The sequence below is a fragment of the Pseudomonas sp. genome, assembly GCF_033723075.1.
Classification (GTDB): domain Bacteria; phylum Pseudomonadota; class Gammaproteobacteria; order Pseudomonadales; family Pseudomonadaceae; genus Aquipseudomonas.
The window spans coordinates 22,637-39,654 of sequence record NZ_JAWVXU010000007.1; the positions used below are offsets into that span (position 1 = coordinate 22,637).

The following is a 17,018-nucleotide window of genomic DNA, read 5'->3' on the forward strand; positions in this document are numbered from 1 at the left end:
TAGAGGCAGGTTTTTCTACCTTTCAATCGAACCACCACCGTTAGACTGAACGCCTGAGCCGTAAAGTCAAAGGAGTCGGGTAATGGGTTTGTTGATTGAAGGAAGCTGGCATGACCAGTGGTACGACACTGCAGCTGACGGCCGTTTCAAACGCGAGGATGCCCAGCGACGCAACTGGATCACCGCCGACGGCAGCCCTGGGCCAAGCGGCGAAGGTGGCTTCAAGGCGCAGGCTGGTCGCTATCACCTGTATGTTTCCCTCGCCTGCCCCTGGGCCCATCGCACCCTGATCCTGCGTCAGCTCAAGGGCTTGCAGGATCTGGTCGATGTATCGGTGGTCAGCTGGCTGATGCTCGACGATGGCTGGACCTTTGACCCGGCCCATGGCTCCACGGGTGATGCGCTGGACGGCCTGGAATTCCTGCATCAGCGCTACACCGCCGATGATGCCAACTACAGTGGCCGGGTGACCGTGCCGTTGTTGTGGGACAGACAGCGGCAGTGCATCGTCAGCAATGAGTCAGCGGAAATCATCCGCATGTTCAACTCGGCGTTCGACGGGCTGACGGGCAATTCCCTGGATTTCTATCCCGCAGCGCTGCGCGGCGAGATCGACGCACTCAATCGGCGCATCTATCCGGCGGTCAACAATGGTGTGTACCGCGCCGGTTTCGCCACCGCCCAGGACGCCTACGAGGAAGCCTTCGGCGAGCTGTTCGCCGAACTGGATTGGCTGGATGCGCGTCTCGGCGAGCACCGCTACCTGGCTGACGAATACCTCAGTGAAGCCGATTGGCGCCTGTTCACCACCCTGGTTCGCTTCGATGCAGTGTACTACGGGCACTTCAAGTGCAACCTGCGGCGTATCGAGGACTACCCGAACCTGTCCAACTGGTTGCGCGAGCTGTACCAGTGGCCCGGTGTGGCGGCGACGGTGGATTTCGACCACATCAAGGGCCATTACTACGCAAGCCATCGCACCATCAACCCGACCGGCATAGTGCCCAAGGGCCCCGCGCTGGACTTGTCCCGCGGCCATGACCGCGCGCGCTTGCCGGGCAAGGGCGTCTTGGCAAGGTAGGAGCGGTTCAGACTTCTGCCTGCGCGCCCTCGAACCAGGCGAGTTTTTCGCGCAGCTGCACCACTTCGCCGACGATGACCAGGGTCGGGGCATGGACTTCGTGGTGGGCGACCAATTCCGGCAGGTTCGCCAGAGTGCCGGTGAACACCCGCTGGTTATGCGTGGTGCCCTGCTGGATCAGCGCCGCGGGGGTGCCGGCGGCACGGCCATGGGCGATCAATTGCTGGCAAATCAGCGGCAAGCCGACCAGGCCCATGTAGAACACCAGGGTCTGGCTGGGCGCTGCCAGTTCCGCCCAAGGCAGGTCGCAGCTGCCGTCCTTGAGGTGGCCCGTGACGAAGCGTACCGACTGCGCATGATCGCGGTGGGTCAGCGGAATCCCGGCATAAGCCGCGCAGCCACTGGCCGCGGTGATGCCGGGCACCACCTGGAAGGGAATGCCGTGGGCCGCCAGCTGTTCGATCTCCTCGCCGCCACGGCCGAAGATAAACGGATCGCCGCCTTTCAGGCGCAACACCCGCTTGCCCTCTTTGGCCAGGCTGACCAGACGCTGATTGATCTGATCCTGCGGTACGGCATGGGCCGCGCGCTGCTTGCCGACGTAGATGCGCTCGGCATCGCGACGGCACAGTTCGATGATCGCCGGAGCGACCAGGCGATCATAAAGCACCACATCGGCTTGCTGCATCAGGCGCAGGGCGCGAAACGTCAGCAGGTCCGGGTCGCCCGGGCCAGCGCCGACCAGGTACACCTCACCTAGGGCGCGCGGTGCGGCACCGGCGATTTTTGCCTCGAGCAGGCGCTCGCCTTCGTGCAATTTGCCGGCGAACACGCTCTCGGCGATCTGCCCTTGAAATACGTCCTCCCAGAACACCCGGCGTTGCTGCACATCGGGAAACAGGCCTTTGACTTGCGCGCGGAATTTCTTCGCCAAGCTGGCCAGTTGGCCGTAGGTCGCCGGAATCCAGGTCTCGATCTTGGCCCGAATCAGGCGTGCCAGCACCGGCGCATCGCCACCGCTGGTGACGGCGACGATCAGTGGCGAGCGGTCGACGATGGCCGGGAAGATCACGCTGCACAGCTTGGGTGCGTCGACAACATTGACCGGAATGCCCAATGCCTGGGCCTGGGTGGATATCCGCGCATTCAGGGACTCATCGTCGGTGGCGGCGATGATCAACACCACGCCACCCAGGTCACCGGTTTGATAGTCACGCAGCAGCACCTCGCCGCCTCTCTGGCCGACCAGTTCGCGCAGTTCGTCGCGCACCCCGGGCGCCACGACCCGCAACCTGGCGCCGGCATCGGCCAGCAAACGCGCCTTGCGCAGGGCCACTTCACCGCCACCGACCACCAGCACCAGGCGATCCTGCAATTTGTGGAACAGAGGGAGAAAGTCCATGAGCATGATCCAAACAAGTAGCTGTGGCGCGGCACGAGGAACCTGCCCCGTAGGGAGGGCTTCAGCCCACCGGGGTTGCTGGCAGCGGCGACTTGAAAGCCACCCTACCAGGTACGTCCTCGCGATTTACCCGATGACTTCGATGCCGCCCATATAGGGCTTGAGCACGTCAGGTACACGAATGCTGCCATCGGCCTGCTGGTAGTTCTCCAGCACCGCCACCAGGGTGCGGCCCACCGCCAGACCGGAACCGTTGAGGGTGTGCAGCAGCTCCGGCTTGCCGGTTTCCGGGTTGCGATAGCGAGCCTGCATGCGCCGTGCCTGGAAGTCGCCGCAATTGGAGCAGGAGGAAATCTCGCGGTACTTGTCCTGGCTCGGCACCCAGACTTCCAGATCGTAGGTCTTGGTCGCGCTGAAGCCCATGTCGCCGGTGCAGAGGGCGAGCACGCGGTATGGCAGTTCGAGCAGTTGCAGGACCTTTTCGGCATTGCCGGTGAGTTCTTCCAGGGCCTGGTAAGAAGTACCCGGTTCGACGATCTGCACCATCTCGACCTTGTCGAACTGGTGCTGGCGGATCATCCCGCGGGTGTCGCGACCGGACGAACCGGCTTCGCTGCGGAAACACGGGGTGTGGGCCACCCACTTCAGTGGCAATTGCCTGGCATCGAGAATCTCGCCCGCGACGATGTTGGTCAGCGACACTTCGGCGGTCGGAATCAGGTACAGATCGGCCTCGTTCTCGCGGCTGATCTTGAACAGGTCTTCCTCGAATTTGGGCAACTGACCTGTACCCTGTAGCGCCGAGGCCTGGACCAGATAAGGTGTGTAAGCCTCTTCGTAGCCATGCTCGCCGGTGTGCAGGTTGATCATGAACTGGGCCAGAGCGCGATGCAGGCGAGCGATAGGCCCGCGCAACAGAGCGAAACGTGCTCCGGACAGCTTGGCGGCGGTTTCGAAATCCAGCCAGCCGTGTTGCTCGCCCAGGCTGACGTGATCCTGGATGGCGAAATCGAAGGCCTTGGGTGTGCCCCAGCGGCGCACCTCGACGTTGCCGTCTTCATCGTCGCCGACCGGCACCGACTCGTGCGGCAGGTTGGGTATATTCAGCAGCAGCCCGTCCAGTTCGACCTGAATGGCATCCAGCTCCTGCTTGCCCTGCTCCAGCTCGCTGCCCATGCGATCGACATCAGCCAGCAGCGGCGCTATGTCTTCGCCACGCTGCTTGGCCTGGCCGATGGCCTTGGAGCGACTGTTGCGCTCGGCCTGTAACTGTTCCGTGCGGGTCTGCACGGTCTTGCGCTGGGTTTCCAGCGCTTCGAAGCGTGCCACATCCAGTTGAAAGCCGCGGGTGGCAAGACGCTGAGCCACATCGTGGAGTTGGCCGCGCACCAGTTTGGAGTCGAGCATGTCGGGTTCTCGTCGATCAGAGTTTGGTGAATGATAGGCCGGCCCAGGTAGCGAGCAGGCCGCCCAACACACTCAGCGCCAGATAGCCGAAGGCCATTGGCGCCTGGCCGCTTTCCAGCAGGCGCAAGGTGTCGAGGGAAAAGGATGAAAAGGTGGTAAAACCGCCCAGAAAGCCAACGATCAAGCCGGCGCGTAACTCCAGCGGTATGTCCGGACGCAGCAAAAACAGCCCGTACAGGAAGCCGATCAACAGGCAGCCAAGGATGTTGACCGCCAGGGTGGCGGTGTAGAAATATTGCGGCCAGTTTGCATTGATCCAGTTGCCCGTGGCAAAGCGCAACAGGGTGCCGCACGCCCCACCGGCAGCCACCGCGAAAACCACCGCGATCATGGTTTTCTCCGTTTGCGCGGACTTGCCGCATCCTGGCTGGCCAGATGGGCCAGTTTGTCGCGAATTTTCTGCTCGAGACCGCGTGGTACGGGTTGATAGTACTGACGCGCCGGCAGTAGCTCGGGAAAGTAATCTTCACCGGCGGCGTAGGCATCCGGCTCGTCATGGGCATAACGGTATTCATCGCCGTAGCCGAGTTCTTTCATCAGCTTGGTCGGCGCGTTGCGCAGGTGCAGCGGGACTTCCAGGGAGCCATGCTCGGCGGCATCGCGCATCGCCGCCTTGAACGCGTTATACACCGCGTTGCTTTTCGGCGCGCAGGCCAGGTAAACGATGGCCTGGGCCACGGCCAGTTCGCCTTCGGGGCTGCCCAGGCGCTCTTGCACGTCCCAGGCATTGAGGCACAGCGTCAGAGCGCGCGGGTCGGCGTTGCCGATGTCTTCGCTGGCCATGCGCACGACCCGGCGGGCGATGTACAGGGGGTCGCAGCCACCATCGAGCATGCGCGCGAACCAATAGAGTGCCCCATCCGGACTGGAACCGCGCACCGACTTGTGCAGCGCGGAAATCTGGTCATAAAAGGCTTCACCGCCCTTGTCGAAGCGCCTGCCGCTGTCGCCGAGCAGGTCCAGCAACAGTTCGCTACTGATGGCGCCGCCGTCCTCGGCCAGATCCGCGGCGTTCTCCAGAAAATTCAGCAAGCGCCGGCCATCGCCATCGGCGGCGGCCAGGAGAATCTTGAAGCTTGCCTCCGGCAGGCTGAGCTGTCGTTCGCCGAGCCCTTTGGGATCAGCCAGGGCACGGGTCGCCAGCTTGTGCAGCGCCTCCTCATCGAGGCTTTTCAGGACATAGACGCGGGCTCGCGAAAGCAGCGCGTTATTCAGTTCGAACGAGGGGTTTTCGGTGGTGGCACCGATGAAGATCAGGGTGCCGTCTTCCACATAGGGCAGAAAGGCATCCTGCTGCGACTTGTTGAACCGGTGCACTTCGTCGACGAACAGGATGGTCCGACGGCCGTACTGGGCGGCGTGCTGTTGCGCGACCTCGACTGCCTGGCGGATCTCCTTCACGCCGGAGAGCACCGCGGAAATCGTCTCGAAGTGGGCATCGGTGACCTGGGCCAGCAAGCGCGCCAGGGTGGTCTTGCCCACGCCCGGCGGCCCCCAGAAGATCATCGAGTGCAGTGCGCCCTGCTCCAGCGCCTCGCGCAACGGCTTGCCGCGTGCCAGCAGATGCTCCTGACCGACGTACTCGTCCAGGCTGGCGGCACGCAGGCGCGCAGCCAGGGGCTGGGCGATGGGAGCATTACGGAACAGATCCATGGCGGCGGGCTACGACCTCTTACTCTTGAATGACATCCGCGCCTTCGGGAATCTCGAAGCTGAACAGGCTGTCGTCCACCGCTTCATTCATCTCCACGCCGAGGAACAGGATGTTGGTGCGCTGGCCGATGCTGTCGATCAGTTGCATGTCATTCAACACGCCACTGCGAAACGACAATCGCAGGCTGTCGAACAAGGTGTCCTTGGATTTCGGCTTGAGCATGAAGTCGACCACGTTGCCGCCTTCCTGATGACTGATCGCGAAGTTCTCCTGAATCTCGGAGACATCGCCGGACAGCAGCAGTGCCGGGGTATGGGTCAGGCGCTTGTCGAGGGTCTGAATGGTGACCTGCTCCAGATCCGGGTCATACAACCAGACCTTCTCGCCGTTGGACACCAGCAACTGCTCCATAGGGGCGTCGGTATGCCAGCGAAACAGTCCCGGCCGTTTCAGCACAAGCTGACCTGCGGTTTCCTGCAACTGCGCGCCACTGCCATCCAGGGTCAGCTGCGAGAAGCGCGCGCTGATGGTTTGCGCCTGGCTGAGCAATGCGGTCAGGCGTTGTGCCGACGCATCCTCGTCCGCCAGAGTGGAAACGCTGGAAAAGCTTAAAGCTGCCAGCAACAGCATTCGAATCAGGCCCATGGAACTCCTTATCACATTGATTTCTTGGCGTTAGTCACGAGTTGGGGCTGGCGCCATCACTTCGCGCGAGCCATTGGTGCTCATCGATGTCACCACGCCAGCCATTTCCATCGCTTCGATCATCCGTGCTGCACGGTTGTAGCCGATCTTCAATTTGCGCTGCACTGCGGAAATCGAGGCCCGACGGCTTTCGGTGACGAAACGCACGGCTTCGTCATACAGCGGATCTTCTTCACTGCCTTCGCTGCCTCCCTCGCTGCTGCCGTCGAAGCCACTGCCGGACTCCTCGACACCGGCCAGAATGTCTTCGATATAGTCCGGCGTGCCCCGCAGCTTCCAGGCCTCGACCACACGGTGAACCTCTTCGTCGGAAACGAAGGCGCCGTGCACGCGAATCGGCAAACCGGTGCCGGGCGGCAGGTAGAGCATGTCACCGTGGCCGAGCAACTGTTCGGCGCCACCCTGGTCGAGAATGGTCCGCGAATCGATCTTGCTCGACACCTGGAAGGCCATGCGCGTCGGGATGTTGGCCTTGATCAGGCCGGTGATCACATCTACCGACGGCCGCTGGGTGGCGAGAATCAGGTGGATACCGGCGGCGCGGGCCTTCTGCGCGATTCGGGCGATCAACTCTTCGACCTTTTTGCCGACGATCATCATCATGTCGGCGAACTCGTCCACCACCACCACGATGGTCGGCAGGGTTTTCAGCAGCGGTGCCTCGTCGTGCATGCTTTCGCGCTTGTACAACGGGTCCGGCAGGGGCTCGCCCGCCTCCTCGGCTTCCCTGACCTTGCGGTTGAAGCCGGCCAGGTTGCGCACGCCCATCTTCGACATGAGCTTATAGCGCCGTTCCATTTCGGCGACGCTCCAGCGCAGGGCGTTGGCCGCCTCCTTCATGTCGGTGACCACCGGGCAAAGCAGGTGAGGAATGCCCTCGTAGATCGACAGCTCGAGCATTTTCGGGTCGATCATGATCAAACGCGCCTCTTCCGGCGTGGACTTGAACAGGATCGACAGGATCATCGCGTTGACCCCGACCGACTTACCCGAGCCGGTGGTGCCGGCGACCAGCAAGTGGGGCATTTTTGCCAGGTCGGTGATCACCGGGCGACCACCGATGTCGTGGCCCAGGGCCAGGGTCACCGGGGACTTGGCGTCATCGTACTCGGGTGACGACAGTACCTCGGAAAAGCGCACGATCTGGCGGTCTTCGTTGGGCACCTCGATACCCACGGTGGTTTTGCCGGGAATCACTTCGACCACGCGCACGCTGATGATCGCCATCGAGCGCGCCAGATCCTTCGCCAACCCGGAAATGCGGCTGACCTTGACCCCGGCGGCGAGCTGGATCTCGAAGCGGGTGATCACCGGTCCCGGGTGCACCGACTCGACCATGACCTCGACGCCGAACTCCTTGAGCTTGATCTCGAGCAGGCGCGACATGGCCTCCAGCGACTCGGGGGAAAATTTCTTCTGCTTCTTTTCGGCGACATCAAGAATGGAAATCGGTGGCAAGGTGCCCTCGACGGCGCTGTCGACGAACAGCGGCGCCTGCTTTTCTTTCTGTACGCGCTTGCTCGGCTCGGCGACTTTAGGCTCTGCCGGCGGGGTAATCATTGGCGCCGTGCGGCTTTCACGGGCGCTCATGTGTTTCGTCAGCGCTTCCTCGCGCTCCAGCAGGCGCTCTTTGACTTTGGCCTGTTCGCGACGGTCGTGCACCATCGGCGCAGCCACCTCGCTGACCCGCTCATCGACTTCGCGCAACTGGGCAACCAGTTGCTTGCGCTCGGTACGTGCATTCCACCAGCGGTTGATCAGGCTCTGGATCAACTCGAAAAGATCCAGGGTGATCTTGCCGGTAAGGTCCATGACCTTGAACCAGGACAGATCGCTGAACACGGTCAAGCCAAACAGGAACAATGCAATGAACAGCAAGGTGCTGCCCTGCACGTTCAATACATCTTCGGCCAACTGGCCAAGACTCTCGCCCAATGCCCCGCCGGCAGCGGCCGGCATGCTGGCGCCCGCGTCAAAATGAATATCGGCCAGCGTTGCCCCGGACAGCACCAGGAACACCAGGCCGATCAATCGCCACGAGAACAGCCAGCCGCTCCACTGCCAGGGCTGATGGCGGGCACGGAATACCTGCAGGGTCTTGACCCCGAGCAACAGCGGGAACACATAAGCGAAATAGCCCAAGGCCATGAACAGGATATCGGCGAACCAGGCGCCAGCACGGCCGGCGGCATTTTGCACCTGATCGATATTGCTGGTATGCGTCCAGCCCGGGTCAGCGGGATCATAGGTCAGCAGTGCCATCCACAGATAAAGACAGAGTGCACCGAGAGCGATCAAGGCGCCCTCTTTCAACCTATATGGCAATTGCTGACGCCAGACTGGAGTCTGGGCTGTAGGGCTTGAATTCTTCAAAACACATCTATTCCTGCGCCAGCGGCGCGCCGAATAATCGGTTAACGGCAAAATTTTTGCCTATTGTACGGATTTACCCGGTTGCTGCCACGCTAGGCAACAGGTGGCAACCGGCCTGAACGGAGGTCTCTGCCACCGGCTCCCGCTCGCCCCCTGCTTCGGTGTAGCATAGCCAGCAACATATTACGTGCAGCTCAATTTGAGCACGCATTCTCTTTTGTGACAAAGGCTTATGAGGTGTTTTTATGAGTGAAGTCAAACATTCACGCCTGATCATCCTGGGTTCCGGCCCTGCCGGTTACGCTGCGGCGGTATATGCCGCCCGCGCCAACCTCAAGCCCGTAGTGATCACCGGCATCCAGCCCGGCGGCCAACTCACCACTACCACCGAAGTGGACAACTGGCCGGGTGACGTCGAAGGTTTGACCGGTCCCGCGCTCATGGAGCGCATGCAAAAACATGCCGAGCGCTTCGACACCGAGATCATTTATGACCACATTCACACGGCCGAGTTGCAACAGCGTCCGTTTATCCTCAAGGGTGACAGCGGCACCTACAGCTGCGATGCACTGATCATCGCCACCGGCGCCTCGGCCCAGTACCTCGGCCTGCCGTCAGAAGAAGCCTTTGCCGGCAAAGGCGTTTCTGCCTGTGCCACCTGCGACGGCTTTTTTTACCGCAATCAAGTCGTTGCAGTGATTGGTGGCGGCAATACCGCCGTCGAGGAAGCGTTGTACCTGGCCAATATCGCCAAGGAAGTGCACCTGGTTCACCGGCGCGACAAGCTGCGCTCGGAAAAGATCTTGCAAGACAAGCTGTTCGACAAGGCAGCCAACGGCAACGTCCATCTGCACTGGAATCACACCCTCGACGAAGTGCTTGGCGATGCCAGCGGCGTAACCGGCGTACGCCTGAAAGACACCACCAATGGCTTATCCAGGGAACTGCCGCTGACGGGCGTATTCATCGCCATCGGCCACAAGCCCAATACCGACCTGTTCCAGGGCCAACTGGAAATGCGCGACGGCTATCTGCTGATCAAGGGCGGCAGCGAGGGCAACGCTACCGCGACCAGTATCGAGGGTGTGTTCGCCGCCGGCGACGTGGCCGACCATGTGTACCGCCAGGCAATCACCTCTGCAGGTGCCGGCTGCATGGCTGCACTGGATGTCGAAAAATTCCTCGACGACAATTGATCGCCCCCTGGGCGGGCGCTACAGCCCGCCAGGCGGCCAAACCCACCCTCGCCTCTCGCGGTTTCGTCGTATGCTGACTTGGTTGCAACGCGACTCACTGAGTTTCCCGCCGCTCGCCAAAGCTCTGCATGAACCCAATGGCTTGCTTGCGGCCGGCGGCGACTTGAGTGCCGAGCGTTTGATCGCGGCTTATCGCCACGGCTGCTTCCCCTGGTTCCAGGACGATCAGCCGATTCTCTGGTGGTCGCCGGATCCGCGCACAGTGCTCCTCCCGGAAGAGCTGCATGTCTCGCGCAGCCTGGCCAAGGTGCTGCGCCAGGCACGCTACCAGGTGACCTTCGACCGAGACTTTGCCAAGGTAATCCAGGCCTGCGCCGAGCCACGCGACTATGCCGGGGGCACCTGGATAACTACCCCAATGCAGCACGCCTACCTTGAACTGCATCGGCGCGGCATTGCCCATTCGGTCGAAGTCTGGCGCAACGATGAACTGGTCGGCGGGCTATACGGACTGGCAATGGGCCGATTATTTTTCGGCGAATCCATGTTCAGTCGCGCCGATAACGCCTCGAAGGTCGGCTTTGTCACCCTGGTCGAACAACTAAAGGCCTGGGGCTTCGCACTCATCGACTGCCAGATGCCCACGCAACACCTGCACCGCTTTGGCGCCAAGCAAATTGCCAGGGCAGATTTCGCCGACTACCTGAAGCAGCACATCGACCAGCCCGACAAGGCACCGTGGATCGCCTAGGCGAGTACCTCAGGGTGGCTTACACTTGTTCAAGGCATTACCTCGAGAGTCGATCATGACCGAGCTGGCCCGCCTGAAGTTTTACGCCACCCAGCCTCATCCGTGCAGCTATCTGCCCGAAGAGCAGGCCACCACCCTGTTCCTCGACCCCAGCCAGCCAATGGATGTGGATGTCTATGCCGAACTTTCGGAAATGGGCTTTCGCCGCAGCGGTGATCATCTTTACCGACCCCACTGCCAACGCTGCTCGGCCTGTGTGCCCGCACGCATTCCCACTGCCCAGTTTCGCCCCAATCGCCAACAGCGGCGTATTTTCAAACGCAACCTCGACATCCAGGTCTTTGCGGTACGCCCGGCGTTCACCGAGGAGTACTACGACCTCTATGTTCGCTATATCGAGCAGCGCCATGCCGATGGCGACATGTATCCACCGAACCGCGAGCAGTTCTCCACCTTTCTGGTACGCGACCTGCCGTTTTCCCGTTTCTACGAGTTCCGCCAGCACGGCCGGCTGCTGGCTATCGCGGTCACCGACGTGCTGCCCAACGGCCTTTCCGCGGTTTACACCTTTTACGAACCTAGCGAAGAGCGTCGCAGCCTCGGGCGCTTCGCCATTCTTTGGCAAATCAGGGAGTCGTCGCGCCTTGGGCTGCACGCCCTGTACCTCGGTTACTGGATCAAAAACTGCCGAAAAATGAATTACAAGACGCAATATCGCCCAATCGAGCTGTTCGTTAATCAGCGCTGGATCACTCTCACCTGAAGTCACTTGGCGTACACCCTCCTTTTCGGGCACAATGCACGCCGCTTTTGCCTGGAGCCAGTTGCACCTGGCCATGGTCATACTTTGGATACCGAGGGCTTTACTGAATGTCGAAAGAAGACAGCTTCGAAATGGAAGGCACTGTCGTCGACACCCTGCCCAACACCATGTTCCGTGTGGAGTTGGAAAACGGGCACGTCGTTACCGCGCACATCTCCGGAAAGATGCGCAAAAACTATATCCGCATTCTGACTGGCGACAAGGTTCGCGTAGAACTAACGCCTTATGACCTGAGCAAAGGTCGTATCACCTACCGCGCCCGCTAACAGGTTTTTGAAAACCGCTGCATTTGGTCATAGGCATGAGGGCAGGTTAAATGGCGCAGCCTCAACGCGCCTAGCCTGGCGCCAGGAGCCTGCCGGACTTGAGACTGCCTACAGCTAAAGTCCGACAGCCTCCTGGGTGAAGCGAGTAAAGCAGTTTGTTTTTTCGCTGACTGCACCAGCTGCGGCTCAACCTGACCTCCCGGCACGCGGTTTTCAAGTACTGATAAAATCAGGCGCCCACAAAAACGCCCGGCATTGCCGGGCGTTTTTGTGGGCGCTATTTAGCTAAAGCGAGAGCGACTTCAGGCCATTTCCGCAGCGGTTTCGAATTCGAAGGTCAATTCGTCGCCACTGAGATCGACATGGGCCACGCCCCCGTGCTCGGCCAGCTCGCCAAACAGGATCTGCTCCGCCAGGGGCCGCTTGATCTTCTCCTGAATCAAGCGCGCCATAGGCCTTGCCCCCATCTGCACGTCGTAACCTTTTTCAGCCAGCCAGCCGCGCGCGGCATCGCTGACCTCGAGCATCACGTGCTTGTCTTCAAGTTGCGCCTGCAGCTCGGTAAGGAACTTGTCGACGATACTCTTGATCACTTCATGGCTCAGTCGGCCGAACTGGATAATAGTATCCAGACGATTGCGGAACTCCGGCGTGAAGCTCTTCTTGATCACTTCCATGGCATCGGACGCATGGTCCTGGTAGGTAAAGCCAATGGACGCCCGCGCTGCGGTTTCCGCCCCGGCGTTGGTGGTCATGATCAGAATCACGTTACGGAAATCCGCCTTGCGCCCGTTATTGTCGGTCAGGGTGCCGTGATCCATCACCTGCAACAGCAGATTGAAGACCTCTGGATGAGCCTTCTCGATTTCATCGAGCAACAGAACACAGTGCGGCGTCTTGGTGATGGCTTCGGTCAGCAAACCACCCTGATCGAAGCCGACATAGCCTGGCGGCGCACCGATCAGCCGGGAAACCGTATGCCGCTCCATATATTCGGACATATCGAAGCGCACCAACTCGACACCCAGCGCCTTGGATAGCTGACGAGCCGCTTCGGTTTTACCAACCCCGGTAGGACCGGCAAAGAGGAAAGAACCGACCGGCTTGTCAGGCGCCTTGAGCCCAGCCCGCGACAACTTGATCGCCGTGGACAGGGAGTCGATGGCGGCTTCCTGACCAAACACTGTCAATTTGAGGTCGCGTTCCAGGTTGCGTAGCAGCTCTTTATCCGAACTGCTGACGTGCTTTGGTGGAATTCGCGCAATTTTTGCGACGATATCCTCGACCTGCGCCACTTCGATGCGTTTGACGCGTTTCTCCATTGGCTGCAGGCGCTGATAGGCGCCTGCCTCGTCGATGACGTCAATGGCCTTGTCAGGCATGTGTCGGTCATTGATATAGCGAGCGGCAAGCTCAGCCGCCGCGCGCAGAGCCTCGTCACTGTATTCGATGCCATGGTGCTGTTCGAAGCGCCCCTTGAGGCCCTTGAGGATGCTGTAGGTGTCATCCACCGAAGGCTCACCAACATCAACCTTCTGAAAACGCCGCGCCAGGGCTCGATCCTTCTCGAAAATGCCGCGAAACTCCTGGAAGGTGGTGGAACCTATGCAGCGAATCTCTCCCGAAGACAGCATCGGCTTGAGCAAATTGGAAGCATCCATCACCCCGCCAGACGCAGCCCCCGCACCAATTATGGTGTGGATCTCGTCGATAAACAGGATCGCGTGCGGGCGCTTGCGCAGCTCGTTGAGCAGCGCCTTGAGCCGCTTCTCGAAATCGCCACGGTATTTGGTGCCAGCCAGCAAGGCTCCCAGATCCAGGGAATAGACCACGCTGGTAGCCAGCAGGTCGGGTACCTGATTGTCGACAATACGCTTGGCCAAGCCTTCGGCTATGGCGGTCTTGCCCACACCGGCCTCGCCTACCAGCAGCGGGTTGTTCTTGCGCCGACGTGCCAGGATTTGCGCGACCCGCTCCACTTCCAGCTCTCGGCCGACCAAAGGATCGATCCGCCCTTGGCGAGCCAGTTCATTGAGATTGCTGGTATAGGCGTCCAGAGGATTGCCTGAAGCCGAAGACTCGCCACCCTCTTCGTCCTGCATTTCCTGCTCGCTTTCTGTATGGCCACCATGCCCTGGCACTTTGGAAATGCCGTGGGCGATGAAATTGACCACGTCGATGCGCGCAACACTCTGCTGCTTGAGCAGGAACACTGCCTGGCTTTCCTGTTCACTGAAAATCGCCACCAACACGTTGGCGCCAGTCACTTCGCGTTTGCCGGAGCTTTGCACATGGAATACAGCGCGCTGTAATACCCGCTGAAAGCCCAGGGTCGGCTGGGTCTCACGTTCTTCGTCATGCTGTGGAATCAGCGGGGTGGTGGAATCGATGAACTCCTGAAGGTCGTGGCGCAATTTGTCGAGGTTGGCGCCGCATGCGCGCAATACGCTGGCGGCGGCCTCGTTATCCAATAAAGCCAAAAGGAGGTGCTCAACCGTCATGAATTCATGACGCTTGGTGCGAGCCTCCTTGAAGGCCAGATTGAGGGTGACTTCGAGCTCTCGATTTAACATGGCTTCACCTCGTGCCCAAGCGGCCGGCGTTAACCGTCCTTCTCTATCTCACAGAGTAGCGGATGCTGGCTTTCTCTAGCGTACTGATTAACCTGCATTGCCTTGGTTTCGGCGATGTCGCGGGTAAACACTCCGCAAACTGCCCGTCCCTCTGTGTGGACGGTCAGCATGATCTTGGTCGCCAGCTCCCGATTTAAGTTGAAAAACACCTCGAGCACTTCGACCACGAAATCCATCGGTGTGTAGTCATCATTGAATATGACCACCCTGTAAAGCGGTGGTGCCTGCAGCGCGGGCTTGGATTCCTGCACGGCAAGGCCGGTGGAATCGTCCTCATGCGTTGCCGGACGGTCCTGATTGAATGTTAGTCGAATCTGGCTACGTGCATGCATGCTGGAATAGGGGTTCATGGCTGGGCGAGTACGGATGGTAGATGGAGTTTGACCTGTGTCTCAGGCAGTCGCAGCATCGCCTTGACTATCGGCAAAACGGTGTTACAAACAATGAATACCCACATGTGTAGGTATGAGGGATTCCGCGCCCTCGCCCAAGCCAGTTGATTCGCGCGCGGAATCAGAAGTGGATGATACTCCAGTGGTGGAGTTCTTTGCAGAGGGATATCAGCATGCTTAGCGGTAAGGTCAAGTGGTTCAATAATGCCAAGGGCTATGGATTCATTCTGGCCGACGGACGGGATGAGGACCTGTTCGCTCATTATTCGGCGATCCAGATGGACGGCTATAAAACCCTGAAAGCTGGTCAGGCGGTAAGTTTCGACATTATCCAAGGCCCCAAAGGGCTCCATGCCGTGAACATCAGCGCGCTTTCGGCCACCACCGAGGCACCTGCAAGCCAGCCTCACGGCAATACGATTGAGGCCTGAATAGCAGGATAACTGGCTACCCAAAATAAAAAAGACCGGTCACTTGACCGGCCTTTTTCTTACCGCTGATCAGCTCACATATGAGAGATCATGGCGTCGCCGAACTGTGAACAGGACAGCAACTGGGCGCCGTCCATCAGCCGCTCGAAGTCATAGGTCACTGTCTTGGCCGAGATAGCGCCATTGGTGCCCTTGATGATCAGGTCGGCCGCTTCGACCCAGCCCATGTGACGCAACATCATTTCGGCAGAGAGGATCAGCGAACCCGGGTTCACCTGGTCCTTGCCGGCGTACTTCGGTGCAGTGCCGTGGGTGGCTTCGAACATGGCGATACTGTCGGAGAGGTTGGCGCCAGGCGCAATACCAATGCCGCCAACTTCGGCCGCCAGTGCGTCGGACAGATAATCGCCGTTCAGGTTTAGCGTGGCGATTACATCGTATTCAGCCGGCCGCAGGAGAATCTGCTGCAGCATGGCGTCGGCGATGGCGTCCTTGACGATGACGTTCTTGCCGGTTCTCGGGTTCTTGAACTGCATCCAGGGCCCACCGTCGAGCAGGGTCGCGCCGAACTCTTCTGCGGCAATCTCGTAGGCCCACTCCTTGAAAGCGCCTTCGGTGAACTTCATGATGTTGCCTTTGTGCACGATGGTCAGCGAGTCGCGGTCGTTATCGACCACATACTGCAGCGCCTTGCGCACCAGACGCTTGGTGCCCTCCAGGGAAACCGGCTTGATGCCGATGCCGCAGTTCTCGTCGAAGCGGATCTTGGTGACACCCATTTCCTCCTTGAGGAACTTGATGACCTTGTCGGCCTCCGGCGAACCGGCTTTCCATTCGATCCCGGCATAAATATCTTCGGAATTTTCCCGGAAGATGGTCATGTCGACGTCGCCAGGCTTCTTCACCGGGCTGGGTACACCTTGGAACCAGCGTACCGGGCGCAGGCAAACGTACAGATCCAGTTGCTGGCGCAGGGCCACGTTGAGGGAGCGGATGCCACCACCGACGGGGGTGGTCAGCGGACCCTTGATGGAAACGACGTAGTCTTTGACCGCATCCAGGGTTTCCTGAGGCAGCCAGGTGTCCTGGTCATACACCTGAGTGGCTTTCTCGCCGGCATAAACTTCCATCCAGGAAATCTTGCGCTGACCGCCGTAGGCTTTTTCGACGGCCGCATCGACAACCTTGATCATCACCGGACTGATATCGACACCGATGCCATCACCCTCGATGTAAGGGATGACCGGGTTGTCCGGTACGTTAAGCGACATATCGGCATTGACGGTGATTTTGTCACCGGTTGCTGGCACCTGGATCTTTTGGTATCCCATGCTGGACTCCGCTTTGTGGTTAGAAATCATATCTCTCCCGAGCGTAACCCACTTGATTCGGGCGAGACCACCTGTTCCTTGGTCTATAGGAGACTGGCGAATTTAACGCCGCGCTACTACGGAAAAACCATTCTTCTTGGTAGGGAGGATCATTTTTGCTGCTTTTCCTCGTTAAATAGCCCGCTATTCGCCTCGGAAAAGCAGCCCAATTGCCTCAAACCGGACCGCCCCTCGCTACGAACGGTCAAGTCCGACAGGCCCCTGTAGGCACAAGGGCATTCTTCAGCACCTTAGTGCAATGGTATACTGCGCGCCGTGACTAACGAGTCATAAGGGCTTGCCTGTCTTGAACGAGGCAGCCGGCCCTTGAACCGGTCGAGTTGTTACCGCATCTCAATCGTTCAACTGCTCAACGCTCTACTGGTGCATCCCACATCAAATGCGGCAAATCCTCGACTTTCGGCTCATTGACGACTTTGAGCGAACGCGCCTACCTGCGCATCTCGAGATTCT

General features: G+C 59.8%; 15 protein-coding genes. 6 read left to right on the forward strand and 9 right to left on the reverse strand.

Features of this window, described 5'->3' with window-relative positions:
• Positions 1–82: 82 nt before the first annotated feature.
• The gene (locus R3355_RS10140; RefSeq protein ID WP_318961084.1) at positions 83–1,081 is read left to right on the forward strand and encodes a glutathione S-transferase family protein; all 999 of its coding nucleotides are present in this window, start codon (positions 83–85) and stop codon (positions 1,079–1,081) included.
• Positions 1,082–1,088: 7 nt separating this feature from the next.
• Here R3355_RS10140 and cysG read toward each other — a convergent pair whose 3' ends face one another.
• From cysG to ftsK, 6 genes are all read right to left on the reverse strand, one after another.
• Positions 1,089–2,483 carry a siroheme synthase CysG gene (gene cysG, locus R3355_RS10145; protein WP_318961085.1) on the reverse strand — a complete coding sequence of 465 codons (1,395 nt, stop codon included), beginning with the start codon at positions 2,481–2,483 and terminating at the stop codon, positions 1,089–1,091.
• A gap of 126 nt (positions 2,484–2,609) precedes the next feature.
• The gene (gene serS, locus R3355_RS10150) at positions 2,610–3,890 is read right to left on the reverse strand and encodes a serine--tRNA ligase (protein ID WP_318961086.1); all 1,281 of its coding nucleotides are present in this window, start codon (positions 3,888–3,890) and stop codon (positions 2,610–2,612) included.
• A gap of 16 nt (positions 3,891–3,906) precedes the next feature.
• Positions 3,907–4,281 carry a fluoride efflux transporter CrcB gene (crcB, locus tag R3355_RS10155; RefSeq protein WP_318961087.1) on the reverse strand — a complete coding sequence of 125 codons (375 nt, stop codon included), beginning with the start codon at positions 4,279–4,281 and terminating at the stop codon, positions 3,907–3,909.
• Positions 4,278–5,603: a replication-associated recombination protein A gene (locus R3355_RS10160; protein WP_318961088.1), complete on the reverse strand. Its 1,326-nt coding sequence runs from the start codon at positions 5,601–5,603 to the stop codon at positions 4,278–4,280. The genes crcB and R3355_RS10160 overlap by 4 nt, the downstream gene beginning before the upstream one ends.
• A 19-nt stretch (positions 5,604–5,622) precedes the next feature.
• Positions 5,623–6,249 carry an outer membrane lipoprotein chaperone LolA gene (gene lolA, locus R3355_RS10165; protein WP_318949285.1) on the reverse strand — a complete coding sequence of 209 codons (627 nt, stop codon included), beginning with the start codon at positions 6,247–6,249 and terminating at the stop codon, positions 5,623–5,625.
• Positions 6,250–6,279: 30 nt separating this feature from the next.
• Positions 6,280–8,682 carry a DNA translocase FtsK gene (gene ftsK, locus R3355_RS10170; RefSeq protein WP_318961089.1) on the reverse strand — a complete coding sequence of 801 codons (2,403 nt, stop codon included), beginning with the start codon at positions 8,680–8,682 and terminating at the stop codon, positions 6,280–6,282.
• A 245-nt stretch (positions 8,683–8,927) separates the two neighbouring features.
• Between ftsK and trxB the strand changes: the two genes are divergently transcribed.
• The 4 genes from trxB to infA all read left to right on the forward strand — a co-directional run bounded on the left by trxB (position 8,928) and on the right by infA (position 11,718).
• A complete protein-coding gene (trxB, locus tag R3355_RS10175; protein ID WP_318951399.1) occupies positions 8,928–9,878 on the forward strand; it encodes a thioredoxin-disulfide reductase in 951 nt (316 codons plus the stop codon).
• Between the two features lie 70 nt (positions 9,879–9,948).
• Entirely contained in the window at positions 9,949–10,629 is a 681-nt protein-coding gene (aat, locus tag R3355_RS10180) for a leucyl/phenylalanyl-tRNA--protein transferase (RefSeq protein WP_318961090.1), read from the forward strand.
• Positions 10,630–10,684: 55 nt separating this feature from the next.
• The gene (locus R3355_RS10185; protein WP_318951397.1) at positions 10,685–11,392 is read left to right on the forward strand and encodes an arginyltransferase; all 708 of its coding nucleotides are present in this window, start codon (positions 10,685–10,687) and stop codon (positions 11,390–11,392) included.
• Positions 11,393–11,499: 107 nt separating this feature from the next.
• Positions 11,500–11,718, forward strand: a complete 219-nt coding sequence (gene infA / locus R3355_RS10190; protein WP_002553999.1) for a translation initiation factor IF-1 — start codon at positions 11,500–11,502, stop codon at positions 11,716–11,718.
• 302 nt (positions 11,719–12,020) lie between these two features.
• Here the strand turns inward: infA and clpA are convergent, their stop codons facing one another.
• Both clpA and clpS read right to left on the reverse strand, forming a co-directional pair.
• Positions 12,021–14,291 carry an ATP-dependent Clp protease ATP-binding subunit ClpA gene (clpA, locus tag R3355_RS10195; RefSeq protein WP_318961091.1) on the reverse strand — a complete coding sequence of 757 codons (2,271 nt, stop codon included), beginning with the start codon at positions 14,289–14,291 and terminating at the stop codon, positions 12,021–12,023.
• Positions 14,292–14,320: 29 nt separating this feature from the next.
• Positions 14,321–14,683, reverse strand: a complete 363-nt coding sequence (gene clpS / locus R3355_RS10200; protein ID WP_318949098.1) for an ATP-dependent Clp protease adapter ClpS — start codon at positions 14,681–14,683, stop codon at positions 14,321–14,323.
• A 233-nt stretch (positions 14,684–14,916) separates the two neighbouring features.
• On the opposite strand from clpS, the gene cspD reads away from it, so the two are divergent.
• Positions 14,917–15,174 carry a cold shock domain-containing protein CspD gene (gene cspD / locus R3355_RS10205; protein WP_318949075.1) on the forward strand — a complete coding sequence of 86 codons (258 nt, stop codon included), beginning with the start codon at positions 14,917–14,919 and terminating at the stop codon, positions 15,172–15,174.
• Positions 15,175–15,248: 74 nt separating this feature from the next.
• Here cspD and icd read toward each other — a convergent pair whose 3' ends face one another.
• Positions 15,249–16,505, reverse strand: a complete 1,257-nt coding sequence (gene icd / locus R3355_RS10210) for an NADP-dependent isocitrate dehydrogenase (protein WP_318949076.1) — start codon at positions 16,503–16,505, stop codon at positions 15,249–15,251.
• Positions 16,506–17,018: the final 513 nt, after the last annotated feature.

Excerpts from the sequence above, each read along its gene's own strand:
- R3355_RS10140 (WP_318961084.1), top strand. The coding sequence starts at position 83 with ATGGGTTTGTTGATTGAAGGAAGCTGGCATGACCAGTGGTACGACACT.
- cysG (WP_318961085.1), bottom strand. The coding sequence starts at position 2,483 with ATGGACTTTCTCCCTCTGTTCCACAAATTGCAGGATCGCCTGGTGCTG.
- serS (WP_318961086.1), bottom strand. The coding sequence starts at position 3,890 with ATGCTCGACTCCAAACTGGTGCGCGGCCAACTCCACGATGTGGCTCAG.
- crcB (WP_318961087.1), bottom strand. The coding sequence starts at position 4,281 with ATGATCGCGGTGGTTTTCGCGGTGGCTGCCGGTGGGGCGTGCGGCACC.
- R3355_RS10160 (WP_318961088.1), bottom strand. The coding sequence starts at position 5,603 with ATGGATCTGTTCCGTAATGCTCCCATCGCCCAGCCCCTGGCTGCGCGC.
- lolA (WP_318949285.1), bottom strand. The coding sequence starts at position 6,249 with ATGGGCCTGATTCGAATGCTGTTGCTGGCAGCTTTAAGCTTTTCCAGC.
- trxB (WP_318951399.1), top strand. The coding sequence starts at position 8,928 with ATGAGTGAAGTCAAACATTCACGCCTGATCATCCTGGGTTCCGGCCCT.
- aat (WP_318961090.1), top strand. The coding sequence starts at position 9,949 with ATGCTGACTTGGTTGCAACGCGACTCACTGAGTTTCCCGCCGCTCGCC.
- R3355_RS10185 (WP_318951397.1), top strand. The coding sequence starts at position 10,685 with ATGACCGAGCTGGCCCGCCTGAAGTTTTACGCCACCCAGCCTCATCCG.
- infA (WP_002553999.1), top strand. The coding sequence starts at position 11,500 with ATGTCGAAAGAAGACAGCTTCGAAATGGAAGGCACTGTCGTCGACACC.
- clpA (WP_318961091.1), bottom strand. The coding sequence starts at position 14,291 with ATGTTAAATCGAGAGCTCGAAGTCACCCTCAATCTGGCCTTCAAGGAG.
- clpS (WP_318949098.1), bottom strand. The coding sequence starts at position 14,683 with ATGCATGCACGTAGCCAGATTCGACTAACATTCAATCAGGACCGTCCG.
- cspD (WP_318949075.1), top strand. The coding sequence starts at position 14,917 with ATGCTTAGCGGTAAGGTCAAGTGGTTCAATAATGCCAAGGGCTATGGA.
- icd (WP_318949076.1), bottom strand. The coding sequence starts at position 16,505 with ATGGGATACCAAAAGATCCAGGTGCCAGCAACCGGTGACAAAATCACC.